This window comes from Klebsiella sp. P1CD1 (assembly GCF_003790505.1).
GTDB lineage: Bacteria > Pseudomonadota > Gammaproteobacteria > Enterobacterales > Enterobacteriaceae > Klebsiella > Klebsiella variicola.
Genome location: NZ_CP033631.1, coordinates 1,633,528 through 1,656,739, shown reverse-complemented (window position 1 = coordinate 1,656,739; position 23,212 = coordinate 1,633,528). Strand labels below are relative to the sequence as shown.

Genomic DNA, 23,212 nt, shown 5'->3' with positions numbered 1-23,212 from the left:
ATCAATAGTTAATAGCTCGCTTTCTCCTGCGGCTGGGCGCAGGTGGGTTTGAACATCGCCAGCCGGCGGTCCAGCGCCTGGGTATACAGCATGGTGTCCACCCCGACGGCGACGAAGTTGGCCCCCCAGGCAAGACATTTTTCTGCCATCGCCGGGTCGACCGCCAGAAATCCGGCCGCTTTCCCCGCCGCGCGAATGCGCCGGATGCTCTGCTCGATCACCCGCTGCACGTCAGGATGGCCGGCATCGTCCGGGTGACCCAGCGAGGCGGAGAGATCCGCCGGACCGATAAACACCCCGTCAATGCCGTCCACCTCAAGAATCGCGTCCAGATTCTCCAGCGCGGTTCGGCTCTCGACCTGTATCAGCAGACAGAGTTCGTCATTCGCCTCCGCCATATAATTCTCTATCCTTCCCCAGCGCGCCGCTCTCGCCACGCCAGCGCCAACACCGCGGCTACCGATGGGCGGATAACGGGTCGCCGAGACCACTTCCCGCGCCTGCTCGGCGGTATCGACCATCGGCACCAGCAAGGTTCTGGCGCCAATATCCAGCACCTGTTTTATCAGGCTGCGGTTGCCCTCGACCGGACGGATGACCGGCTGGCTGGCGTAGGGGGCAATCGCCTGCAGCTGATGATAAAGGTCCTGAATCGTGTTCGGCGCATGCTCTCCGTCGATCAGCAGCCAGTCGTATCCCGAGGTCGCGGCGATCTCGGCCATGTAGGAGGAGGTGGAGCTCAGCCACAGGCCGATTTGCGTCTCACCGCGTAATAATCCCCGTTTGAAGGGGTTAGATAACAGTGCGTTCATAGCGATTCCTTTATTCAATGCTGTACGCTGCCGCGCTGGGGTACCGCGCGGGTAAGGCTCAATGAAAAGATAATGACCACCCCGACAATGGCGACGCCGGCCAGGGTTAACAGTCCGGCGGCGCTGCTGGCGAACAAATTTTCGGCCTGCACGCGCACGATCGGCGCCAGAAAACCGCCGATGGCGCCAAACAGGTTAACAAAGCCAATCCCGGCGGCCAGCGCCGTGCCGGACAGCAGCTGCGTCGGCATCGTCCAGAAGACCGGCTGCACGGCAATCACCCCAACCGCCGCCACGCACAGCGCGATGATAGCCAGCACCGGCGCCACCAGTCCGGACACCGCAATCCCGACCGCCGCCGCCAGCAGCGTCAGGGCGGCAATATTGCGCCGCTCGCCGGTGCGATCGGAGTAGCGAGGGATAAGCCAGGTGCCAAACAGCGCTGCCACCCACGGGATAGCCGTCACCACCGAGGCAACGAAGCCAACTTTGGTGCCCAGTAGCGCGGCGACCTGGGTGGGCAGGAAGAAAATCAGACCATAGACCGCCACCTGAATGGTCAGATAAATCAGCGCCAGCTGCCAGACCCGCCCGTTACGCAGCGCATCGGACAGGCGCGAGGCAATCTTTTTCTCCTCCTCGCGCGCCAGCTCGCTTATCAGCGCCTGTTTCTCCTCCATGCTCAGGAAGCGGGCATGCTGCGGCGAATCGTCCAGCCAGAAGAAGGTGAACGCTCCCGCGGCGACGGCGAGCAAGCCTTCAATGACAAACATCCAGAACCAGCCGGGATGGCCCATAAACCCATGCATCTCCAGCAGCGCACCGGATAAAGGCGATCCCAGCGTCAGGGCCAGCGGCGCCCCCATATAAAACAGCCCCATAATGCTGGCGCGGTTTTGCTGGGGAAACCACTGCGAAGTGAGGTAGATCATTCCGGGAAAGAAGCCCGCCTCCGCCGCGCCCAGCAGGGTACGTACCAGCAGGAATTTCGCTTCCGTATCCGCCCACGCCATCGCCGCCGACAGCACGCCCCACAGCAGCGTGGTGCAGCCGATCCATCTCCTGGCGCCAAATTTGCGCATCAGCAGATTGGCCGGTACCCCGAGGAAGGCATAGACCACAAAGAAAATCCCCGCCCCCAGCGCATAGGCTTCGTTGCTGAGGCCCGTATCCAGCTGGTAGGTTTCTTTGGCGAAACCGATATTCGAACGGTCAAGAAATGCCAGCACGTACAGCGCCAGCATAAAGGGGATTAAGCGGGCGCGGTTTTTCTTCACCACGCTCTCCAGCAGAGTGTTGCTCATCATAATATCCTCAGGCGCGGGCCGCCGGGCGGCCCGACGCAATCAGTGTTGATAAGGACGCTTCAGGTTGCAGTCGCGATTGAGCTCGACGCCAAAGCCGGGTTTATCCAGGACCGATTTATGAATGCGCCCTCTCTCCGGCACCGGCTCGCCGAGCAGGATCGGGTCGAACTGCGGACGCAGCGTGGCGCAGTCCGGGCTGGTCATCAGAAACTCGCTGAACGGCGTGTTGGTGAAGGTGATCACCGCATGATGGGAGTAAACCGACGAGCCGTGGGGCACCACCAGCTGCCCGCGCGCTTTGGCGATGGCCGCGATCTCCACCAGGGTGGTTAAGCCGCCGCACCAGCCGACGTCGGGCTGCATAATATCGATGCCGGTTTCCGACAGGGTGCGGAAGGACTGCAGTGTGCCGTGGTGCTCGCCGCTGGTCACCATCATCCCGGCCGGCGCCTGGCGCTTCAGCTCGCGATAGCCTTCATACTGCTGCGGCGGCAGGCACTCTTCGATCCACTTGAGGTTATAAGGGGCGCAGGCATGGGCAAGTTTGGTGGCATAGTTAACGTCCTGGCTCATCCAACAGTCCAGCATTAACCAGAAATCCGGGCCGCACTTTTCACGCATATCCGCCACCATGGCGACGTCTTTGCGGATCCCGGCGTCGCCATCGTGCGGCCCCCAGTGGGTAGGCATTTTACCGCCGATAAAGCCCATCTCCTGCGCCAGGTCCGGACGCGCGCCGGTGGCATAGAACTGGATTTCGTCGCGCACTGCCCCGCCCAGCAGTTTGTAGACCGGCAGGCCAACCACTTTACCGAACAGATCCCACAGCGCCAGGTCGACACAGGAGAGGGTATTCATTACCAGGCCGCCGGATCCCGCGTAGTAAAGGGTGGCGTTAAGCATCTGGTCATGGATCAGTTTGATATCGCTGACGCATTTGCCTTCGATAAAGCGGTTGAGATGTTTTTCCACGATAAAGCAGCCCATCTCCCCGGCCGTCGACACCGCAAAGCCGGTCTGTCCGTTGTCGGCTTCCACTTCCACAATCAGCGTCCCCAGCACGTTGATGCCAAAAGACTGGCGGGACTGCTCATACTCTTTATATTTGCTCATCGGGGTGGCGATATGATCGTCAATCCAGTGGTTAGCCCCCTGGTCGTGGTAATCACCGCCGCCGGCGCCCTGCTCTGCTGTGGCGCCGCCGGTAAACCAGGCGCGGACGAGTTTAATTTTCGGTAGGGTCATGATGTTCTCCTTATGATGAGGCGAGTTGTTCGAAGGGGCTTTTCCACCCCAGCAGACGGGAAATATCTTTCGCGCAGGCAATCGCCTTACCGGCCAGATAATCGCGATTGTCTTCATTGATTTGCAGACGGGTGCCCACCACCGAGATGGCGGCGGTCAGGTCGTTATTGGCGTTAAACACCGGCGCGGCCACGCAGCGCACATCCGGATAGTCCTCGCCATTATCAAAGCTCCAGCCCCGAGCGCGAATGCGCCCCAGCTCCTCCCGCAGCTGTTGTGCATCGGTGATGGTCGTTGGCGTGGCCCGCTCCCACTGCAGGTCGTCGATAATCGACGCCTGAACGCTGGCGGGCTGCCAGGCCAGCAAACATTTGCCGATCCCGGAGCGATAAAGCGACAGGCTCTTGCCTTCGTGCGAACGCACGCTAATGGTGGCGGGAGACTCAATTTTAAGAATGTAGTAGGCGTTACCCTGATCGATGATGCCCAGATGGCAAAGCAGGCCGCACTCATCCATCAGTCGGGTGAGGCGCGGACGCGCCAGCTCGCGCAGATCCATTTTGCTCAGCGCCTGCCCGGCCAGCTCCACCAGCTTGGTCCACAGGCAGTAGTTATCCTGATTATCCATACTGATGAAGCGCTGCTTTTTTAGCTCGCCCAGCAGCAGATAAACCGTGCTTTTCGGGATCCCCAGTTCGGCAATGATGGTGGCTGCGCTGCAGGGACCAATCCGGCTGATTAAATTGAGGATCTCAATCGCGCGGGTCAGCGCCGGGACTTTTGTTGATTCCAACATACTGGACTCCAATCCTGAATACTGGAATCAGTGTTGCGATTGTGCGGGCGGTAAAGTGTGAGCGATATCGCGGGGCAATCGTTTTCCCGTATGCTGGACCATCCGCTGCAGATTATTGCGACTTAACGCACAGAATTTTTTCAGGAGAGTACAACAGGCTGGACAACCGGCGCCCGGGAGAAGCCCGCGCGCCGGGGGAAACGACTTACAGCGAGAGGGAATCCACCACGTTAATCCAGCCATGTTCGCTGGCCAGCGGTTGACCATTCAGCCAGCGACGCAGCATGTTTAATGCCATCATGGCGCAGACTTCCTGGCGTACCGCCAGGCTGTGGCGGGTGACGCTGAACTTCACGCGCAGCGCGAAGGTGCCGTCCGGGGTGGCCAGGGCCACGTTAAGATGATCGTTCTCCTGGCCGCTCACCGCCAGGGCCAGGCCGGCAAAATGGTTTATTCGCCGCTCGGCCGCCCAGCGAGCCGCCTGCGCCAGCGTCTCCTCCTGCGCCGGGACCACTTCGCTGGCCAGCAGCGGCGCGCCGGCGCGGGACAGCTGCAGCGCCAGCAGGCCGCCGGTAAACTGCTCGCTGAGCGTCAGGCTCAGCTGCCGCTCCTGCAGGCAGCGCGCAATCTGCGCCGGTAACCCTTCCGTGCCTTCGAAAATCAGACTGTCGCCAGCCACCTTGCGGACTTCCGGCCACAGGGCCAGCATGGCGTCGCGCTGGTCAGCCGGTCCGGTTAGCTTGAGTTCGATAATCGGCATCGACGAACGGTAACCCATCACCACGCCAGGCGGTAACGTCAGCGGATTGAGGCTTTGCGCCAGCTCGCTCTCCGAGCGGCCAAAAGTGGTCAAACGCAGGCATACCGGCGGTTCCGGCAGCGTAAAGCGCTGACGCAGACGCGGTAAAATCTCCTGCTCGACCATCACCTTAAATTCAGAAGGTACACCGGGGGTGAAAAACATCAGGCAGCGGTTGAGCTGAACGGCAAAGCCACAGGCCGTGCCGACCGGGTTATTGATCATCTCGGCGCTGGCGGGGATTTCCGCCTGCTTGCGGTTACTTTCCGCCATCGGCCGGCCGCGCTCGGCAAAGAAACGGGTCATGGTTTCCAGCCACTCCGGATGCAAAATAAGCTCTTCGCCTTTCGCGGTGGCGGCGGCCAGCGCGCTCAGATCGTCGCTGGTCGGCCCAAGGCCGCCGTTAACGATCAGCACATCCGCCTGTTCGCTGCGTTCGCGCAGAATCGCCACCAGCGCATCAAGATCGTCGCCAACGGTATGGCGGCGCGTTAACGGTAACCCCTGATTAAAAAAGAAATCCGCCAGCCATGCCGCATTGGTATCAACGATTTGACCATGCAACACTTCATCGCCAGTGGACAGCATTTCCACATTCAACATTGCTCACTCCTTGCCTGCCAGGTGGCAAATACTATAACGCAAAGCGGGATGCTGACGAGGAGGAAAATCTGGCGCGGCAAGAAGATACCGCGCCGGAGGAGATTAGAAGCTGGCGCTGGCGCCGATGTACGGGCCGTCGGCGATGGTGTTATCGCGGTTGCCATCTTTGCCCGCCAGGTTCAGATAGCGATAGCCTGCCTGGATGCTGAGCGGACGCATGATGGTCCAGCTGGCGCCGACGTTGGCTTCCTGATAGCTGTCAATGCCGCTGGAGAGGGAATCCGGCGAGTAGTAGTAGTCGCCGTACAGGCGGAAGCTGTCGCCGATTTTCCACTGCAGGCCGCCGCCGACCGCTGCCGCATAACCTTCATCGCCCTGTTTCGGGTTGGTGTATACGCCTTTACCGCCCACGGTCGCGAGGAACGGCCCCAGCGGAATATTGAGCCCCAGGCCTAAACCCGCGGCGTCGCCGTCGTTATCGCTATGCAGCCAGTTACCGGAAACGGCCAGGCCGGTAGACTCCGTGCCAAACCCGACGCCAAGATTGGTGTAATGCTCGCCTGCTTCACCGGTAACGCTGATCGCATGGGCCGCGGAAGAAACCAGCATGACGCCAGCCAGCGCCATAAAAATGCTTTTTTTCATTATTTACTCTATCCAGAAAATTAAAATCAAAGAAGTCCCGAAAAAACCTGAAAATTCTACTGCGCACCCGTCAGGAATCAATGACCTGGCGAAATGAATTTTCACAAGAGTGTAACCAGTTGCGTTTTTTTATGGCATCGGGCGTTGTCGGAATAACGAACCGCCCGTTCAGCGCCATGAATATTCATGTTTATTATGATTAACGCTGACACATTGACGAAAACAGAGAACTGACGCCGCACGATCGGCGCGGCGCGGGTGGATAAGGGAATAATTAATGCTGCAGCCGGGCCAGACATTCCGGGGCGAGGCCGGTCAGTTTCGCCACCAGGGACAGGTCAAGCCCGTTAGCGAGCATCGCCCGGGCAATACGCTCCGCGGTCTGCTGCTCACCTTGCTCCAGACCTTGTTGCAGACCTTGCTTTAACCCTTGCTGATGGCCGCGTTGTTCCAGAAACTGGGCAATATTCATGAGCGTCTCCTTGTGCGACCGCCGGGGAACGCTTTGCGCAAGATGGCGCAAAAAAGCGACCGGATCGGCGGCGTTTCCTGCCTGTAATAAATAGTGCAACAGCGTCTTTAGCTGCCTGCGGCTAGTGTATCCCAGTGCTAACAGGCTGACCAGCTGCTCGTGCAGGTCCATCATGTCGCGCTGGCGGATATGCTTCTGCAGCAGCTCCAGCATCGCCACGCGCCGGTGGCGCATGATTTCATCATCCGGGGTGGTGGTGATATCGATTAAGGGAAAATCATCACCATAGATCCGCCGCGCAACGTCCGGATCGGCAAAGCCTGCCAGCCAGCACATCGGGTACGGCCAGGGCGAAACGCGGCCATGATAAAACAGCAGGGGGATAACCAGCGGCAGCTGCGTATCCCCCTTATCCAGATGACGTTGCATCGCGGCGATGGCATAGCGCATCAGGCGAAAGGCCATATGGCGGTCCGCCGAGCTTTGGTGCTCAATCAACAGATAGATATAGCCCTCCCCCGCCTGCGTTTGCAGCGAGTAAAGGATATCGGAATGACTCGCTCGTAGCTCATCGTCAATAAAGCTCCCGGATTCCAGTTGCAGCGTATTCAGGTTGCATAACGCGCGCAGCGGTGCGGGGAGATGAATGTCAAGGAAGTCCTTTGCCGTCGCCCGGTGCGACAACAGGTGTTTAAATACGGCGTCATGCGGGGAATGGGGCGCCCTGTCCATGGCGAAACTCCATGCGATTATTTTCACCTAACTTAACACCCAACAGGACCAGGGCCGCATTTCGCTTGCGGTTTACCGAGGCGGCTCGCAAACTATTTCATCGGCATACCGCCCCATCCCTCTGAAGGAGAAAAACCGTGCGTCAAAGGACGATTGTTTGCCCGCTTATCCAGAATGAAGGCCATTATCTGCTCTGCAAAATGGCCGCCGACCGCGGGGTTTTCCCCGGGCAATGGGCCTTATCCGGCGGCGGCGTGGAGCCAGGGGAGCGTATTGAAGAGGCGCTGCGGCGGGAAATACGCGAAGAGCTTGGCGAAAAACTCATCCTTACCCATATCGCGCCGTGGAGCTTTCGCGATGATACCCGCGTCAAAACTTACCCGGATGGTCGGCAGGAAACGATCTATATGATCTACCTGATCTTCGACTGCGTCAGCGCCAATCGCGACGTGACGATCAACGAGGAGTTTGACGATTACGCCTGGGTCAAAGCAGAAGATCTCAAAAACTACGATCTCAATGCCGCCACCCGCGTTACGCTCAGCCAGAAAGGGCTACTTTAGTCCAGCATACCACGTTCAACCCACCCGGCGTTATGCCGCGGGATATGGCGGGTGGCTACGATACGGTCGCATACGTCTGCTGTCTGGCCCATTCGCGCAGCGCCTGACGGGAAATCTTAATCCCACCGTTCTTTAACGTGTCCGGCAGCCGTAGCCAACGCACTGGCTGCTGGAAGCGCGCTAACCGCTCAGCGCTCCATGTCGCCAGCGCGCTCAACTCGCAGCCGTCATCGCATTCCACCACCGCGACCGGGCGTTGACCATATTCGACATCATCCAGCGGTACAATAAACACCTGTTGTACCGCTGGATATGCGAGTATCACGCGCTCGACCTCTTCCGGTTGAATACCTTCGCCGCCGCTAAAAAAAAGATTATCCAGTCGCCCAACAACCGTCAGCCGACCATTGTGTAATTCCCCGCGATCGCGTGTCGCAAACCAGCCTTCATCATTGGTTAATGGCAATAACTGACCGTCGCGCCAGTAACCCGCCGCCATACTCGACGCCCGCAGCCAGATCTCGCCGGCGACAATTTTCACCTCCCGCCCCGGCAGCGGTTCGCCCACATCCGCCGCGCCATCGGCCGCTTTGGCACAGACCGTGGAAGCGAACTCGGTGAGGCCGTAGCCGCAGAAACTGCGTATTCCCTGCGCGAGTGCACGCTCAGTCAATTCGACCGGGATCGCTGCGCCGCCGAGCAGCACCGCCTTGAGGGAATGCGCAGCATCATCATTCAGCAGGCGCCACAGCTGAGTCGGCACCAGCGAAGCATGGGTACAGCCCTGCAGCATCTGCGCCAGCGGTTGCTTGTCGCGCACCGTCATTCGCGCGCCGGCCAGCAGCCAGCGCCAGATGATCCCCTGCCCGGAGACATGAAACAACGGCAGCGACAGTAGCCAGTCGTCTTCTGCGGCAAACGGCATCAGCGCCAGCACGCCAGCGGCGCTGGCCAGATGGGCGCTGGCGCTATGTACCGCCGCTTTCGGCAGGCCGGTTGAGCCGGAGGTTAACGTCATCGACACCAGCCGTTCGCCATGCCAGCAAACGGCATGGACGCCTTCGGCCGCCTGCAGAGTTAACGCCGGTAAATCCCCCGGCAGCGCAGCACCATTCAGCACCAGCTGATGCTGGACGTTTAACGCAGGCAGCAGTTCCTGCAGCAACACCTCTGGCAGCTGCGGATTCAGCGGCAACACCCGCGCCCCGCACTGCAGCAATGCCAGCCAGGCGAGTAGCGTCTCCGGCTGGTTGTAGGCCCGGAGCGCCACGCCATGACCTTCCATAACGCCCTGCGCGGCAAAGCCGGCCGCCAGCGCGTCAACCCGCGCGCATAGCTCACGCCAGGTCAGCAGCCGATCGTTCAGGCGTAACGCCTGCGCCTCACCGCGTAACTGGCGCCAGTGGCGCCATGGCCAGTCGGAAAACATCACAGCAGCGGCTCCAGCGCATCAATGTTGATCATCGGCAGCGTACTTTCCGGCCACGGCCGTACCAGTTGGGCGCTCATCAGCGCCAGCGTATCGAGTCCGGGGATGGTCTGCGGCGTCAGCCAGGCGGCAACCCGCGCCAGCTGGGTTAACCCGAGGCTGGACTCGATTGACGAGCTAATCACCGCGCTCAGCCCCAGGGCGTGTGCCGCGGCGACCTGTTGCTGAACCTTTTGCACACTGCCGGTCAGCGTCGGTTTGATCACCACCGCGCGCACGCCGGGCTCCGCGACAAAGCGGAAATCCGCCTCGCGCAGGCTTTCATCCCAGGCGATAGCGATCCCCGTCTCGCGGCTAAAGGCCCGCGAGTCCTCCCGCGTTTTGCAGGGTTCCTCAAGAAACGCAATGCGCTGGCGATATGCGGGATTGACGTATTTGGCGAACTGCTGCGCTTTAAGCGGCGTCCACGCCCGGTTGGCATCCAGCCGCAGCTGGAGATCGGGGATGGCTTCCAGTAGCAGATTAACCACCATGCCGTCGCGTACCGCCTCCCACAGCCCCACTTTCACCTTAGCGACTTTCTCGCCGGGCATCGTCGCCAGTTTGGCGAACAGCTCATCCGGATCGCCGGAACAGAGCGGCGCCGCGCGATAATCCGCGGCCTGCGGTAGTTCGCCGTAAAGCTCCGCCTGCGCGCAGCTAATACCAAAAGCGACAGAAGGCAGTGTGGGAAGCGGCGGTTCCGCGCCGTCGCGCCAGGCCTGCGCCCACGCCAGCAGCGCTGTTTGCGCCTCTTCCAGCGTCTCGTTACTGAATCCCGGCAAGGGAGAAATTTCCCCCCAGCCTTCGCGTTCATCCTCCTGCAGGCGGATGAACAGCCCGTCGCGGGTTTTTAACCGCCGTTCGCGCAGAACCACGCCCGCGTCCATCGGGATCTGCCAGCGGTAAACCTGCGAAACGCGCATTATGGATTCCGTTTAAATTTGCTGAAGTCCGGCTGACGTTTCTGGTTGAAGGCATTGCGGCCTTCCTGCCCTTCTTCCGTCATGTAGAACAGCATGGTGGCGTTGCCCGCCAGCTCCTGCAGACCGGCCTGGCCGTCGCAGTCGGCGTTCAGCGCCGCTTTCAGGCAGCGCAGCGCCATTGGGCTGTTTTGCAGCATTTCACGGCACCAGCGCACGGTCTCTTTTTCCAGCTCCGCCAGCGGAACTACGGTATTCACCAGCCCCATGTCCAGCGCCTGCTGGGCGTCATACTGACGGCACAGGAACCAGATTTCGCGCGCCTTTTTCTGCCCGACGATACGCGCCATATAGGAGGCGCCCCAGCCGCCATCAAAGGAGCCGACTTTTGGCCCGGTCTGGCCGAAGATGGCATTGTCCGCCGCGATGGTCAGATCGCACATCATATGCAGCACGTGGCCGCCGCCGATAGAGTAGCCGGCTACCATCGCCACCACCGGTTTCGGGCAGGTGCGGATCTGGCGCTGGAAGTCGAGCACGTTAAGGTGGTGAACGCCGGAGTCGTCCTGATAGCCGCCGTAGTCGCCGCGAACTTTCTGGTCGCCGCCGGCGCAGAAGGCTTTCTCACCTTCACCGGTCAGGACAATCACCCCGATATTGTCGTCATAGCGGGCATCCGCCAGCGCCTGAATCATCTCTTTGACGGTCAGCGGGCGGAAGGCGTTGCGTACCTGTGGGCGGTTGATGGTGATTTTGGCAATGCCGTCGGCCGATTTGTGATAGCGAATATCGGTATAGCCTTCGGAACAATCGTGCCATTCCACAGGGGCATAGAGCATTGCTTCATCAAGAGAGATCATAGAATGTCCTTCAGTTAACTTGCCAGAATCTGCGCCAGACAAGCAATCACCGCGGCGGGGTTGTCCCGGTGCGCGTTGTGTCCGGCATGGTGAATGATATGGGTATCGGCAGCGAGCGCTTGCGCGATGGCGCGAAACTTCGCGTCGCGTTCGCCACACAGGTAGTGAAAAGGAAAATCGCGCGCCTGCAGAGGCGCGCGCAGATCGGCCTGCCCGGCAAGGGAGGTTGCCTGCAGCATCGCCGCCAGCGTGGCGCCGTTATTGCGGCTACGTAAGGCGACCAATGACTCGCGCTGCGCGGCATCCAGTGAGGCAAAAACCGGCTGCTGATACCAGTCGGCAAAGACCTGCGCCAACGGATCGCGGCGAAAACGTTCTGCCCAGGCGCGGTCATTGCTGCGCCGCGCCTGCCGCGCTTCTGCATCCTGCAGGCCAGGATGGCCGCCTTCAACGATCAGGCCGCGCAGGCCCGCACGCGGCTGACAGGCGAAGTTCATCGCCACCCGGCCGCCCAGTGAGTAGCCAATCAGCCAGTAGTTAAGGATGTTGTAACTATTAAGCGTAGCCAGCAGCAGAGTATTGACCCCGGCAAAGTCCTGTACCGCGATATGCGCGGAGCCGCCGTGGCCCGGCAGATCGAGATACAGACGCGGCCAGGCGGGAAAAGCGTCGCCCACTTCACGCCACTCGTCGCGGTCGCCGGAAAACCCGTGCAGAAACACCAGCCAGGGATAACCTGACTGGCCGTTGTCGACCGCGGCGCTGAGGGTCACAGGCGGCTTACCTGCGCCAGCAGCTGCTGGAGAGTCTGCGTGCCGTCAGTCTCGTTGACCGCCAGCTCAATCACCGTCGCCCCGGCGCGGCGCCACGCGCCTGCCAGCGCCTCATCCAGCGACTGCCAGTCATCAGGACGATGATAGGCCAGGCCGAACATCGCCGCCGCGTGGCTGAAATCCACGTCCTGCGGCATTAAATAGAACTGACGGCGCTCGTCATGCGGCGTCGGCAGCATGGAGAAAATCTGTCCGCCGTTGTTATTCACCACGATCAGCACCAGCGGCGCCGACGCCTGGCGCAGCAGGGCCAGCGAGTTGAGATCGTATAAGGCCGACAGATCGCCGACGATCGCCAGCGTCGGCCGCGCACTGGCGCGCTGCACGCCGGCGGCGGTGGCGATTAAACCATCAATCCCGCTGGCGCCGCGGTTGCTGTAAACCGGATACCCGGCAGGTAGCTGCGCCAGGGCGTCGATCAGGCGCACCACCAGACTGTTACCGACAAACAGTTGCCCCTGCTCCGGCAGATAGCGCCGAATACGCTGCGCCAGCTGCGCTTCGCCAAAAGGCTCATTGCTGGCGACCGCCGCCTGCCACGCCTGGCGGGACAGCTCAGGGATCACCGTCGCCCACGGCTGACGTTTTTCCGCCGGATGCAACTCAAGCCAGCGCTCAACGCTGGCGCGCAGACGGCGGCCGCGGTGCTGCGCCGGGTCGAGGCGGCCTGGCAGATTATCCACCAGCCAGTATTCATCCGGCTCGCAGGTCGCCTGCCACTGGAGGACGCGTTTGCCGGTCAGGCTGCTGCCGAGCTGCACCACGATCTGCGCCTGCGCCAGTTCGCTGACCGCTTTACCGTTGCCCAGCCACAGGTCAGCGCACGGCAGCGGCTGCCCGGTCTGCGACAGGACATCGCCGATCAGCGGCCAGCCGAGAGTTTGCGCCCACTCAGCCACTTTTTTCCCTTCCGCGGCGCTCATTCTCCCCGCCACGACGACGCCGCGTTTTTGCCGCCAGAAGAACCAGTCGCGCTGCTTCTCGCTCTCTAACTGCAGCGCCTGACGCAGCCAGGGTTTATCGCTCTGCCACCAGTTGCCGAGCTGCTGCTGCCACTCCACGCCGGTCTCATCCATATCGCCATACAGCGGTTCGGCGAACGGACAGTTGATATGCACCCCGCCGGCGTGCAGCGCCCCCAGCGCCTGGTCGATGGTTGAGACCAGCCAGCGGGCAGGAATATCCTGCGAGGGACGCGGCAGAGAAATCGTCTGCGACGGATGGGAGGCAAACATTCCGGGCTGGCGGATCGCCTGGTTCGCGCCGCAGTCGATCAGCTCCGGTGGACGGTCGGCGGTCAACAGGATCAGCTTTTCGCCGGTGAGGCCCGCCTCAATCAGCGCCGGATAGAGGTTTGCGGTGGCGGTCCCGGAGGTGACTATCACCGCCACCGGCTGCCGGCTGGCCTTCGCCAGGCCGAGCGCCAGGTGGCCGAGGCCGCGTTCGTCGAAATGGGTATGATGTATAAAGGCGCGGTTTTCCGCCGCCGCCAGGGTTAAGGGTGTCGAGCGCGAACCCGGCGCGATGCAGATATGCTGCACGCCATGGCGCGTTAAAGCTTCCAGGATCACCGCCGCCCAGCGTCGGTTAAATGCGCTTACTGACATGAAATTGTCCGGTATCAAATATTGATGCTAAGTATAGATAAGGCAAAGTGACGACGTTTTGATATGCATCGTCATTCCCGCCTTATGGACACAGCAGCGAGCGCAGCCCGGCCGCTTTGTTGTCAATCTCCTGCCACTCCTGCTGCGCATCGGAGCCGCTGACGATCCCCGCTCCGGCATACAACCGCAGGGTGTCGTGGTCCACTTTCGCCGAACGCAGCGCCACGCAAAACTCGCTTTGCGCCAGCGACAGATAGCCGGCGGACCCGGCATACCATTCGCGGGCAAAGGGTTCATGGCGCTGAATGAATGCCAGCGCCGCCCGACGCGGCAGGCCGGCCACTGCGGCGGTGGGCTGCAGCTGCAGCAGACAGCGGCTGTCGTCAGGCGCCGCCAGCTCGGTCCAGATGCAGCGCCTGAGATGCTGCACCTTACGCAGCCTCACCACCTGCGGCGGCAGGACGTCCAGCGTCGAGGCCTCACTCTGCAGACGCTGGCAAATATCTTCCACCACCAGCATATTTTCCCGCTGGTTTTTGTCGTCTTTCATCAACCAGTCGGCCAGTTGCTGCGCCTTCGCGTCTTCCTGAAGGTTCGCGACGGTCCCCGCCAGCGCTTCGGTGCGCAGCAGCGCGCCGCGCCGGCGCCACAGCCGTTCCGGCGTGGAGCCGAAAAATGCCTGCCGGGCATTAAACGCCATCAGGAAATGAAAACAGTTAAGATTGCTGCGGCGGCTGGCCGCCATGATGCTCACGGCGTCCAGCGGCGCGGCAAACTGCAGGTCGGTTGCCCGCGCCAGTACCACTTTATCCATTTCACCGGCGCTAATCGCCTTAGTCGCCCGCGCAATCATTGCCTGCCATTGAGAATAGTCGGATGAGTGGCGCTCGCTCAGTAGCGGCGGGATAGCGCCAGGGGTCGCCTGAGTGGTGGTCAGACTGGCGAGAAACGCGCGGGCCGTCGCGGCATCCTCACGCAGGGAGATATCACTATGCAGCACCAGCCGCAGCACGGCCCTGCCGCCGCACCGGCGCCACTCCAGACGCGGCAGCACCAGGCTGCCCTGCTGCGGTTCAAACGCGTTCAGGCCGCAGATACGCAGATCCTGCCGCCCGGTCTGGCATAAAAAGCGGTTCGCCGCGTCGAGCGAGGAAAAGGTTTTTACCGCCCCCAGCGCCGCCAGTTCCTCATCGCCATTGCGCTGCTGCCAGTAAAACTGCGGCCATTGCGCCTGCTGGCCGCACCATAGTAGCGGATCGAAGGCATCATTCAGCGGAAAGGCAATATCGATAATTCGCGTGCCGGGCGAGTCTGGAAAAGACTCACCCAGGCCGTCTTGCAAACGGGCCAGCGCAGTGGAAACAGACAGCACGCAAACCTCCACGGTAGTAAAACCCCACATTATAAGGGGTTCGACGGCGGAATAGCAGTACCCATGACGAGGGAGCGGGTTTTATCTTACCCGCTCGCCGGGCCAAAGCAGCGTGTGGACGAGGGTGCAGAGGGGTCAGATAGCGCGCTTTTCTCGCGCCATGCCAATGTGGGGGATGCCATCCTCATCATAGACCTCGGTCACCGGCGTAAACCCGAAGTGGGCGTAAAAGGATTGCAGGTGCGCCTGCGCCCCGAGGTAAATTGCCTTTTGCGGCCAGTGCTGCTGGCAGCTGGCCAGCGCCTGCTCCATCAGCTGATAGCCAAGCCTCTCACCGCGGGCGGCGGGGCTAACGATGACCCGGCCAATCACCACCGGCGCAAACGCCTCTTCGCTTTTGAGGATCCGCGCGTACGCCAGCAGTTCGCCATCGCGCCAGCCGAGCAGATGGCGATTTTCACCGACCAAATCATCGCCGTCGACATCCTGATAGACGCACTGCTGCTCCACGACAAAAACTTCACTGCGCAATTTCAGCAGCGCATATAGCTGGGGAACGGTGAGTTCACTATGGTGGAGATCCTGCCAGGTCATCATCTGTAGCTCCTTATTGATATACTGATACTTTGCGACTCGCCCTGAGGACACTGGACGATGGAATTAACTTTTTTGGGGACATCCGCCGGGGTGCCGACCCGCACGCGTAATATGACGTCGATAATACTCAATTTGCAACAGCCGACCCGCGCCGAAATGTGGTTGTTTGACTGCGGCGAAGGGACCCAGCATCAGTTTCTTCGCACGCCCTATCACCCCGGCAAACTGAATAAAATTTTCATCACTCACCTGCACGGCGACCACCTGTTCGGCCTGCCCGGCCTGCTGTGCAGCCGCTCGATGCAGGGGAACTCTCTGCCCCTCACCCTCTACGGGCCAAAAGGGCTCAAAGAGTTTGTTGAGACCGCGCTGCGTCTGAGCGGTTCGTGGACCGACTATCCGCTCACCATCATCGAAGTCGGCCCTGGTCTGGTGTTCGACGAAGAGGGCTATCGGGTCACTGCGTACCCGCTCAGTCATCCGGTGGAGTGTTACGGGTATCGCATTGAGCAGCATGACAAGCCCGGCACCCTCGACGCCGCCCAACTGATTGCCGATGGCGTGCGTCCGGGGCCGCTGTTCCATCAACTCAAGCTCGGCCAGCGCGTTGAGCTGGAAGATGGCCGGGTCATTGACGGCAGCCGCTATCTGGGGCCAGCGACGCCGGGTAAAACGCTGGCCATCTTCGGCGATACCGCCCCCTGCCCGCAGGCGCTGGAGATGGCGCGCGGCGCGGATGTGATGGTCCACGAAACCACCCTTGAGCAGGCGATGGCGGAGAAAGCCAATAGCCGTGGCCACTCTTCCAGTCAGCAGACCGCGGCGCTTGCCAAAGAAGCGGGGGTCGGCATGCTAATCGCTACCCACTTTAGCTCGCGCTACGATGCCGAAGGCTGCCTGAAGATGCTGGCGGAATGCCGGGAGATTTTCGCCAATACGCTACTGGCGGAAGACTTTATGGTCTACAAGATGGCGTAAAATCCGGGCATAAAAAAACCGCCATCCCGGCGGTTTTTTATTGAGTCAATCAACTTACATCAGCGGCGTCGCCAGCTGCACGATGCTAATCAGCGGCTGCGGCCAGATACCGAGCACCAGCACCAGCAGGGCGGAGATCAGCACCACGATACCGCCGGCGCTGTACTGCCAGTTCGACGGCGCATCGCGGTTCAGTTGCTCCGGTGCGCTCAGGTACAGGCTCACTGCCACGCGCAGATAGTAGTAGAGACCAATCGCCGAACCGACAACCACTGCGGCAACCAGCCACCACAGGTGCGCATGCACACCGACGGCCAGCACGTAGAACTTACCGATAAAGCCGAGGGTCATCGGAATACCGGCCAGCGACAGCATCATCACCGTCATGACCGCCGACAGAATCGGACGGTGCCAGAACAGGCCGCGGTAGGAGAACAGCGAGTCCGCATCCGGACCGCGGTACGGGCTGGACATCAGGCTGACCACGCCGAACGCGCCCAGGCTGCTGAACAGGTAACCGGCCAGGTAGACGCCAACGGCTTCCATCGACATTTCGCCGCTCTGCAGGGCGATCAGCGCCACCAGCAGATAACCGAGGTGGGAGATGGAGGAGTAGCCGAGCAGACGCTTAATGTTGGTCTGGCTCAGCGCCATCAGGTTACCGAAGATGATAGAGGCGAAGGCGATCAGGCCCAGCACCACGCGTACCGCTTCGCTGTTGCCCACCGGCATGTACAGGAACAGACGCATCACCACGCCGAAGATGGCGATCTTGCTGGCGGTCGCCAGGAAGGTGGAGACCGGCGCAGGCGCGCCCTGGTAAACGTCCGGCGTCCACAGATGGAACGGCACCAGCGACAGTTTAAAGCCAAGACCGACGATCATCAGACCGAGGCCCGCCAGCAGCAGCGGCTCGTGCAGCGTATTGTCCGCCAGGCTTTTACCCAGCGCGAGGAAGGACAGGTTGCCGGAGTTCGCATACACCAGCGCCATACCGAACAGCAGGAAAGACGAGGCTGCAGCGGAGAGGATAGTGTATTTGATGCTCGCTTCCAGCGAACGCTTCTGGCGGAAGGCGTAGCCGACCAGGCCGAACAGCGGTAGCGAAATCAGTTCGATACCGAGGAACAGCGCCGCCAGATGATTCGCACCGGCCAGCAGAATGCCGCCCAGCGCGGCGATCAGCACCAGCAGGTAGAACTCTTCTTTGTTGTCCTTGTAACCCTCAAGCCACGGGTAGGCGAAAGTACAGGTCGCGAGGCTCGCCAGCAACACCAGCCCGGTGTAGAGCATGGCGTAGCCGTCAACGCGGATCATTGGCGTAACGTCCATCGCCCCGTTCTGACCAACAAACCAGAGCGAGACCAGCGCAGCGTTAAGCCCGAGAACCGACAGCGTGGCATTGAGAAAATGATTGCGTCGCCACGCAATGGAGAGCATCACAACCACCACCGTCAAGCCGACGATCAGCAGCGGTAGCAGTGCGATCAGTTGTTGTGGAGTTATTGTCATGGCGAATTACGGCCTTGTAGTAGAAACAGAATTAACAAACCACTGCTGAATGTTGCTCATCGCAGCATGCGAGGTGTCGAGGATCGGCTGCGGGAAGAAGCCCAACAGCACCAGCAGCACCACCAGCAGCAGGATGATAGACAGTTCACGCAGGGACATCCCCGGCAGCGCTTTCGCCGCGATTTCGCTTTTCGCTTTACCGAAGTAGGCGCGATGCAGCATCGACAGCGAATAAACGGAAGCGAATACCAGACCAAAGGTCGAGATAACGGTGATCACCGGCACCACTTTATAGCTGCCGAACAGGATCATAAATTCGCCGACAAAGTTACCGGTGCCCGGCATCCCCAGGGTGGCGACGGCGAAGAACATCGACATCGCCGGCAGCCATTTAATTTTGCTCCACAAACCGCCCATCTGACGCATATCGCGGGTGTGCAGACGTTCGTACAGCTGGCCGCACAGAATAAACAGACCGGCCGCGGACAGACCGTGGGCGATCATCTGGATCACCGCCCCCTGATAAGCCAGCTGGCTACCGGTGTAGATAGCAATCAGCACGAAACCCATGTGGGAAACGGAGGTATAAGCGATCAGACGTTTGATATCGGTCTGGGCGAAGGCCATCCACGCGCCGTAGAAGATACCAATCACGCCCAGCCACATGGCGATGGGCGCAAACTCGGCGGAGGCGTTCGGGAACAGCGGCAGCGCAAAGCGCAGCAGACCGTAGGCCGCAGTTTTCAGCAAGATGCCCGCGAGGTCGACGGAACCGGCAGTCGGCGCCTGGGAGTGGGCGTCCGGCAGCCAGCCGTGCAGCGGTACCACCGGCATTTTCACCGCGAAGGCGATGAAGAAGCCCAGCATCAGCAGGTATTCCACGCCGTGGGACATAGGCGTTTTCAGCAGATCTTCATAGTTGAAGGTCCACACGCCGGTCGCGTTGAAGTGGACGAAGGCCAGCGCCAGAATGGCGATCAGCATCACCAGACCGCTCGCCTGGGTATAAATGAAGAACTTGGTGGCCGCCGTGATACGCGTTTTACCGTCCGAGGCTTTATGACCCCACAGCGCGATCAGGAAGTACATCGGCACCAACATCATTTCCCAGAAGAAGAAGAACAGGAACATGTCGATGGCGAGGAACACGCCGATGACGCCGCCCAGGATCCACATCAGGTTGAGGTGGAAGAAGCCCTGGTATTTTTCGATTTCACGCCACGAACAGAGTACCGCCAGCACGCCGAGGAGACCGGTCAGCACCACCATCAGCAGCGACAGGCCGTCGATCGCCAGATGGATGCTAATGCCGAAGCGTGGGATCCACGGCAGCACGAATTCCGACTGCCATTGCGGAATACCCGCGGATTGCGTCAGAGAATAGCCGCCCTGCATCCACAGCTGCAGGCCAAGCGCCAGCGTCAGTCCCATGGTAATCAGCGCGATCCAGCGCGGCACTTTCACGCCAAAGCGTTCGGTCTGCCAGCACAGGAAGCCGCCGATAAAGGGGATTAATATCAACCAAGGCAATAACATGGTGATTTTTATTCCTTATTTAAGTCCGGTTCAGGCTATCTTACTCGTCATAGCGAACGTCGGCTGTGCTCACAATCCTCACGCATTTTAATACGCTCCGGTTGCTCCGCGCAGGCGGTGTCCACTCTGACTTCGCCGATAACGCCTGTCCTTTACGACCTGATTTTCAACGAATTCTCACAGAAAATTCACTTCGGATTGAGGCTTGTTTTGTCGGGTGACGCTAACGCTTACCCGACCTACGGTCCCGTAAGCCCGGCAAGCACCGCGCCGCCGGGCAAAACAATCCCAATCCTCAAACTCAACGCAATACCATCAGCAGCGCCAGCACCACCACCGCGCCGATGCTCATTGATGCCACATACCAGCGCAGATAACCGTTCTCGCTCACCAGCAGACCTTTGCCTGCGAAGCGGGACAGAATCGCCGGGATATTCATCAACGCATTCAGCGGATCGCTCTTCAGCAGCCAGGCAATCCCGAGGAAAGGTTTCACGAACACCTTGTCGTATAACCAGTCGAAGCCCCAGGCATGGAACCACCAGGTACCGAAGAAGCGGCCAGGCGCGCTGTTGGCGATGGAGGTCACCAGGGTACGTTTACCCAGCCACAACCATGCGGCGATCAGGATGCCGGCAATCGCGATAATCCCGGAGGTAATTTCCAGCGTCATCACGCTACCGTGAGCGAGCTCAGTGGTCTGCGGCAGTACGCCTTCCAGCGGCGGCACAATCAGCGCGCCAACGAAGGTGGACAGAATCAGCAGCACAATCAGCGGCAGATGGTGGGTAATCCCCTTCCCTGCGTGCGCGTGAATTTGCTCTTTACCGTGGAACACGATGAAAATCATACGGAAGGTGTACAGCGAGGTCATAAAGGCGCCGACCAGGCCCGCTACCATCAGATTGATATGGCCGTTGGCCATCGCGCCCGCCAGAATCTCATCCTTACTGAAGAAGCCTGCGGTGATAAGCGGCAGAGCGGACAGCGCCGCGCCCCCCACCAGGAAGCAGACATACACCAGCGGAATGGATTTGCGCAGGCCGCCCATCTTGAAGATGTTCTGTTCGTGATGGCAGGCCAGAATGACCGAGCCAGACGACAGAAACAGCAGCGCTTTAAAGAACGCGTGGGTCATCAGGTGGAAAATCGCCGCGTCCCATGCCTGCACGCCCAGCGCGAGGAACATGTAGCCAATCTGACTCATGGTCGAGTAAGCCAGCACACGTTTGATGTCGGTCTGCACCAGCGCGGCGAAGCCCGCCAGCACCAGCGTTACCGCACCAACGATACCCACCAGATGCAGCACTTCCGGCGTCATCAGGAACAGGCCGTGGGTACGGGCAATCAGGTACACGCCCGCGGTCACCATGGTGGCCGCGTGGATCAGCGCGGAGACCGGCGTCGGGCCCGCCATCGCATCGGCAAGCCACGTTTGCAGCGGCAGCTGAGCGGATTTACCTACCGCGCCGCCGAGCAGCATCAGCGTCGCCCACTGCAGCGTGGTGCTGCCGTTAGCGAAGTGCTGCGGCGCCAGCTCTACCATTTCACGGAAGTTCAGGGTGCCCAGTTCGTTATAAAGAATGAACAGCGCGAAGGCGAGGAACACGTCGCCGACGCGGGTGACCACGAAGGCTTTCATCGCTGCGGCATTGTTCTTCGGATCGGTGTAGTAGAAACCGATCAGCAGGTAAGAACAGAGGCCCACACCTTCCCAGCCGAGGTACATTAACAGCAGGTTATCGGCCAGTACCAGAACGACCATGCTGGCGATAAACAGGTTGGTGTAAGCGAAGAAGCGAGAGTAGCCCTCTTCGCCGCGCATGTACCAGGAGGCGAACATGTGGATCAGGAAGCCGACGCCGGTCACCACAGAGAGCATGGTCAGCGACAGGCCATCCAGCACCAGGTTGAAGCCGATGTTGAAATCACCGACCGACATCCAGTTCCACAGCGGTACGCTGACCGCTTGTTTGCCGTTAGCGAAAAAGTCGACGCCAACGTACGCGGTGACCAGCGCCGCCAGGCCTACCGACCCCATGCCAACGGTAGCGGAAAGGTTTTCCGACCAGCGCCCGCGGGAAAAGGCCAGCAGCACAAAGCCAATCAATGGCAAAAGAATGGTTAAGGCAAGCATGTTCATCCACGCAACTCACTTACTGAATCGATGTTCAGGTTCTGGCGGCGACGATGGAGCTGCAGCAGCAGCGCCAGGCCGATACTCGCTTCCGCAGCCGCGAGGCTGATGGCGAGGATATACATTATCTGACCATCTGCCTGGCCCCAGTAGCTACCCGCCACCACAAAGGCCAGCGCGGCGGCGTTAATCATGATTTCCAGGCTAATCAACATAAACAGCAGATTGCGGCGGATCACCAGCCCCGTCAGACCAAGCACAAACAGGATGGCCGCGAGGATCAGTCCATGTGTTAAGGGGATCATGCGTGTTCCTCCGTTTTTCTTTTGTCGCTGTCGTTCACGCGGTTGCTCAGCACCTCGCCGGCACGCTCTTCGCGGCCGATGTGGAAGGCGACCACCAGGCCCGCCAGCAGCAGCATGGAGGCCAGCTCCACCGCCAGGACGTACGGCCCAAACAGCGCAATACCCACTTCTTTGGCGTTGATCGCCGCGCCGTCGATACCCTGGTCGTTAATACCCAGGATGGCGTAAACGATAACCACCAGCAGCACCGCGGAAAGGATGGCCGGGCCAATCCAGATCCCCGGCTGCAGCCATTTGCGTTCCTGTTCGATCTCGCTGCCGCCCAGGTTGAGCATCATCACCACAAAGACGAACAGCACCATAATGGCCCCGGCGTAGACGATGATTTCCAGCGCACCAGCAAAGTAAGCGCCCAGCGAAAAGAACACCCCGGCAATCGCCAGCAGCGAAATAATCAGGTACAGCAGCGCATGTACCGGATTGGTGTGGGTGACGACCCGCAAGGTTGCGAGGATGGCTATCAGGCCACAGATATAAAAAGCGAATTCCATTGCCCTCTCCTTACGGTAACAGGCTCTTGACGTCGATTGGCTTAGCTTCGTTTTCCGCTTCACCTTTATCTTTGCCGTCGATTGCCATACCCGCCATCCGGTAGAAGTTATATTCCGGGTATTTGCCCGGACCGGAAATCAGCAGATCCTCTTTTTCGTACACCAGATCCTGACGCTTGTATTCACCCAGTTCGAAGTCCGGGGTCAACTGGATCGCCGTGGTCGGGCACGCTTCTTCGCACAGGCCGCAGAAAATGCAGCGTGAGAAGTTGATGCGGAAGAACTCCGGATACCAGCGGCCATCTTTGGTCTCTGCTTTCTGCAGCGAGATACAGCCCACCGGGCAGGCTACCGCACACAGGTTACAGGCAACGCAGCGCTCTGCACCGTCCGGATCGCGGGTCAGCACGATGCGGCCGCGGTAGCGCGGCGGCAGATAGACCGGCTCTTCCGGATACATCCGGGTTTCACGTTTGGCGAAGGCATGCAGGCCAATCATCCAGATACTACGGACCTGGGTGCCGAACCCCACCAATAATTCTTTTAAGGTCATGTTCAA

The 23,212-nt window shown here is 60.2% G+C and carries 22 protein-coding genes; 2 read left to right on the top strand and 20 right to left on the bottom strand.

The genetic code is table 11. The features are described 5' to 3' along the window. Positions 1-8 precede the first annotated feature (8 nt). From yfaU to DTA24_RS08455, 7 genes are all read right to left on the bottom strand, one after another. Positions 9-812 carry a 2-keto-3-deoxy-L-rhamnonate aldolase gene (gene yfaU, locus DTA24_RS08490; protein WP_012540990.1) on the bottom strand — a complete coding sequence of 268 codons (804 nt, stop codon included), beginning with the start codon at positions 810-812 and terminating at the stop codon, positions 9-11. 14 nt (positions 813-826) lie between these two features. After that, positions 827-2,116, bottom strand: coding sequence for an MFS transporter (locus tag DTA24_RS08485; protein ID WP_048268647.1), 1,290 nt, complete (start codon positions 2,114-2,116; stop codon positions 827-829). 42 nt (positions 2,117-2,158) lie between these two features. Then, on the bottom strand, positions 2,159-3,364 hold the full coding sequence (gene rhmD, locus DTA24_RS08480; protein ID WP_123836723.1) for an L-rhamnonate dehydratase: 1,206 nt from the start codon (positions 3,362-3,364) through the stop codon (positions 2,159-2,161). Between the two features lie 10 nt (positions 3,365-3,374). After that, a complete protein-coding gene (locus tag DTA24_RS08475) occupies positions 3,375-4,160 on the bottom strand; it encodes an IclR family transcriptional regulator (RefSeq protein ID WP_008803963.1) in 786 nt (261 codons plus the stop codon). 205 nt (positions 4,161-4,365) lie between these two features. Next, positions 4,366-5,562 (bottom strand): nicotinamide mononucleotide deamidase-related protein YfaY, encoded by a 1,197-nt coding sequence (locus tag DTA24_RS08470; RefSeq protein ID WP_039102396.1) that lies wholly within the window; start codon positions 5,560-5,562, stop codon positions 4,366-4,368. A gap of 102 nt (positions 5,563-5,664) precedes the next feature. Next, positions 5,665-6,207 (bottom strand): YfaZ family outer membrane protein, encoded by a 543-nt coding sequence (locus tag DTA24_RS08465; protein ID WP_004201712.1) that lies wholly within the window; start codon positions 6,205-6,207, stop codon positions 5,665-5,667. A gap of 274 nt (positions 6,208-6,481) precedes the next feature. After that, positions 6,482-7,411 (bottom strand): Rpn family recombination-promoting nuclease/putative transposase, encoded by a 930-nt coding sequence (locus tag DTA24_RS08455; RefSeq protein WP_048331053.1) that lies wholly within the window; start codon positions 7,409-7,411, stop codon positions 6,482-6,484. A gap of 137 nt (positions 7,412-7,548) precedes the next feature. On the opposite strand from DTA24_RS08455, the gene nudI reads away from it, so the two are divergent. Then, on the top strand, positions 7,549-7,974 hold the full coding sequence (gene nudI, locus DTA24_RS08450; RefSeq protein ID WP_023298028.1) for a nucleoside triphosphatase NudI: 426 nt from the start codon (positions 7,549-7,551) through the stop codon (positions 7,972-7,974). Between the two features lie 55 nt (positions 7,975-8,029). On the opposite strand, the gene menE is transcribed toward nudI, so the two are convergent. The 7 genes from menE to DTA24_RS08415 all read right to left on the bottom strand — a co-directional run bounded on the left by menE (position 8,030) and on the right by DTA24_RS08415 (position 15,634). After that, complete coding sequence (gene menE / locus DTA24_RS08445; RefSeq protein ID WP_032740174.1) at positions 8,030-9,406, bottom strand: o-succinylbenzoate--CoA ligase; 1,377 nt, start codon at positions 9,404-9,406, stop codon at positions 8,030-8,032. Next, entirely contained in the window at positions 9,403-10,368 is a 966-nt protein-coding gene (gene menC, locus DTA24_RS08440; protein WP_016161586.1) for an o-succinylbenzoate synthase, read from the bottom strand. The genes menE and menC overlap by 4 nt, the downstream gene beginning before the upstream one ends. Then, positions 10,368-11,225 carry a 1,4-dihydroxy-2-naphthoyl-CoA synthase gene (menB, locus tag DTA24_RS08435; RefSeq protein ID WP_008803957.1) on the bottom strand — a complete coding sequence of 286 codons (858 nt, stop codon included), beginning with the start codon at positions 11,223-11,225 and terminating at the stop codon, positions 10,368-10,370. The genes menC and menB overlap by 1 nt, the downstream gene beginning before the upstream one ends. A 14-nt stretch (positions 11,226-11,239) precedes the next feature. Continuing rightward, entirely contained in the window at positions 11,240-11,998 is a 759-nt protein-coding gene (menH, locus tag DTA24_RS08430) for a 2-succinyl-6-hydroxy-2,4-cyclohexadiene-1-carboxylate synthase (RefSeq protein WP_023340569.1), read from the bottom strand. Continuing rightward, positions 11,995-13,665 (bottom strand): 2-succinyl-5-enolpyruvyl-6-hydroxy-3-cyclohexene-1-carboxylic-acid synthase, encoded by a 1,671-nt coding sequence (menD, locus tag DTA24_RS08425; protein WP_038421560.1) that lies wholly within the window; start codon positions 13,663-13,665, stop codon positions 11,995-11,997. The genes menH and menD overlap by 4 nt, the downstream gene beginning before the upstream one ends. Before the next feature lie 82 nt (positions 13,666-13,747). Further along, positions 13,748-15,037, bottom strand: a complete 1,290-nt coding sequence (gene menF / locus DTA24_RS08420; protein WP_049010012.1) for an isochorismate synthase MenF — start codon at positions 15,035-15,037, stop codon at positions 13,748-13,750. 135 nt (positions 15,038-15,172) lie between these two features. Beyond that, the gene (locus tag DTA24_RS08415; RefSeq protein ID WP_032736060.1) at positions 15,173-15,634 is read right to left on the bottom strand and encodes a GNAT family N-acetyltransferase; all 462 of its coding nucleotides are present in this window, start codon (positions 15,632-15,634) and stop codon (positions 15,173-15,175) included. Positions 15,635-15,691: 57 nt separating this feature from the next. Here DTA24_RS08415 and rnz point away from each other — a divergent pair, with 57 nt between their 5' ends. Further along, positions 15,692-16,612, top strand: coding sequence for a ribonuclease Z (rnz, locus tag DTA24_RS08410; RefSeq protein ID WP_032736061.1), 921 nt, complete (start codon positions 15,692-15,694; stop codon positions 16,610-16,612). A gap of 54 nt (positions 16,613-16,666) precedes the next feature. Here rnz and nuoN read toward each other — a convergent pair whose 3' ends face one another. From nuoN to nuoI, 6 genes are all read right to left on the bottom strand, one after another. Further along, positions 16,667-18,124 (bottom strand): NADH-quinone oxidoreductase subunit NuoN, encoded by a 1,458-nt coding sequence (gene nuoN / locus DTA24_RS08405; RefSeq protein WP_008803951.1) that lies wholly within the window; start codon positions 18,122-18,124, stop codon positions 16,667-16,669. 6 nt (positions 18,125-18,130) lie between these two features. Next, entirely contained in the window at positions 18,131-19,660 is a 1,530-nt protein-coding gene (gene nuoM, locus DTA24_RS08400; RefSeq protein ID WP_008803950.1) for an NADH-quinone oxidoreductase subunit M, read from the bottom strand. A 301-nt stretch (positions 19,661-19,961) separates the two neighbouring features. After that, the gene (gene nuoL / locus DTA24_RS08395; protein WP_064160838.1) at positions 19,962-21,803 is read right to left on the bottom strand and encodes an NADH-quinone oxidoreductase subunit L; all 1,842 of its coding nucleotides are present in this window, start codon (positions 21,801-21,803) and stop codon (positions 19,962-19,964) included. After that, entirely contained in the window at positions 21,800-22,102 is a 303-nt protein-coding gene (gene nuoK, locus DTA24_RS08390; RefSeq protein WP_002913148.1) for an NADH-quinone oxidoreductase subunit NuoK, read from the bottom strand. Before nuoK ends, nuoL begins: the two co-directional genes overlap by 4 nt. Further along, positions 22,099-22,653, bottom strand: coding sequence for an NADH-quinone oxidoreductase subunit J (nuoJ, locus tag DTA24_RS08385; protein WP_004201743.1), 555 nt, complete (start codon positions 22,651-22,653; stop codon positions 22,099-22,101). Before nuoJ ends, nuoK begins: the two co-directional genes overlap by 4 nt. A gap of 10 nt (positions 22,654-22,663) precedes the next feature. Beyond that, entirely contained in the window at positions 22,664-23,206 is a 543-nt protein-coding gene (gene nuoI / locus DTA24_RS08380) for an NADH-quinone oxidoreductase subunit NuoI (protein WP_008803948.1), read from the bottom strand. Positions 23,207-23,212 lie beyond the last annotated feature (6 nt).

What these genes read in the sequence shown, in the direction of transcription:
- nuoI (WP_008803948.1), bottom strand. Translation starts at nt 23,206, where the DNA reads ATGACCTTAAAAGAATTATTGGTGGGGTTCGGCACCCAGGTCCGTAGT.
- menD (WP_038421560.1), bottom strand. Translation starts at nt 13,665, where the DNA reads ATGTCAGTAAGCGCATTTAACCGACGCTGGGCGGCGGTGATCCTGGAA.
- menB (WP_008803957.1), bottom strand. Translation starts at nt 11,225, where the DNA reads ATGATCTCTCTTGATGAAGCAATGCTCTATGCCCCTGTGGAATGGCAC.
- yfaU (WP_012540990.1), bottom strand. Translation starts at nt 812, where the DNA reads ATGAACGCACTGTTATCTAACCCCTTCAAACGGGGATTATTACGCGGT.
- DTA24_RS08465 (WP_004201712.1), bottom strand. Translation starts at nt 6,207, where the DNA reads ATGAAAAAAAGCATTTTTATGGCGCTGGCTGGCGTCATGCTGGTTTCT.
- nuoN (WP_008803951.1), bottom strand. Translation starts at nt 18,124, where the DNA reads ATGACAATAACTCCACAACAACTGATCGCACTGCTACCGCTGCTGATC.
- DTA24_RS08455 (WP_048331053.1), bottom strand. Translation starts at nt 7,411, where the DNA reads ATGGACAGGGCGCCCCATTCCCCGCATGACGCCGTATTTAAACACCTG.
- DTA24_RS08485 (WP_048268647.1), bottom strand. Translation starts at nt 2,116, where the DNA reads ATGAGCAACACTCTGCTGGAGAGCGTGGTGAAGAAAAACCGCGCCCGC.
- menC (WP_016161586.1), bottom strand. Translation starts at nt 10,368, where the DNA reads ATGCGCGTTTCGCAGGTTTACCGCTGGCAGATCCCGATGGACGCGGGC.
- DTA24_RS08470 (WP_039102396.1), bottom strand. Translation starts at nt 5,562, where the DNA reads ATGTTGAATGTGGAAATGCTGTCCACTGGCGATGAAGTGTTGCATGGT.
- nuoK (WP_002913148.1), bottom strand. Translation starts at nt 22,102, where the DNA reads ATGATCCCCTTAACACATGGACTGATCCTCGCGGCCATCCTGTTTGTG.
- nuoL (WP_064160838.1), bottom strand. Translation starts at nt 21,803, where the DNA reads ATGAACATGCTTGCCTTAACCATTCTTTTGCCATTGATTGGCTTTGTG.
- rnz (WP_032736061.1), top strand. Translation starts at nt 15,692, where the DNA reads ATGGAATTAACTTTTTTGGGGACATCCGCCGGGGTGCCGACCCGCACG.
- nuoJ (WP_004201743.1), bottom strand. Translation starts at nt 22,653, where the DNA reads ATGGAATTCGCTTTTTATATCTGTGGCCTGATAGCCATCCTCGCAACC.
- nuoM (WP_008803950.1), bottom strand. Translation starts at nt 19,660, where the DNA reads ATGTTATTGCCTTGGTTGATATTAATCCCCTTTATCGGCGGCTTCCTG.
- DTA24_RS08415 (WP_032736060.1), bottom strand. Translation starts at nt 15,634, where the DNA reads ATGATGACCTGGCAGGATCTCCACCATAGTGAACTCACCGTTCCCCAG.
- rhmD (WP_123836723.1), bottom strand. Translation starts at nt 3,364, where the DNA reads ATGACCCTACCGAAAATTAAACTCGTCCGCGCCTGGTTTACCGGCGGC.
- DTA24_RS08475 (WP_008803963.1), bottom strand. Translation starts at nt 4,160, where the DNA reads ATGTTGGAATCAACAAAAGTCCCGGCGCTGACCCGCGCGATTGAGATC.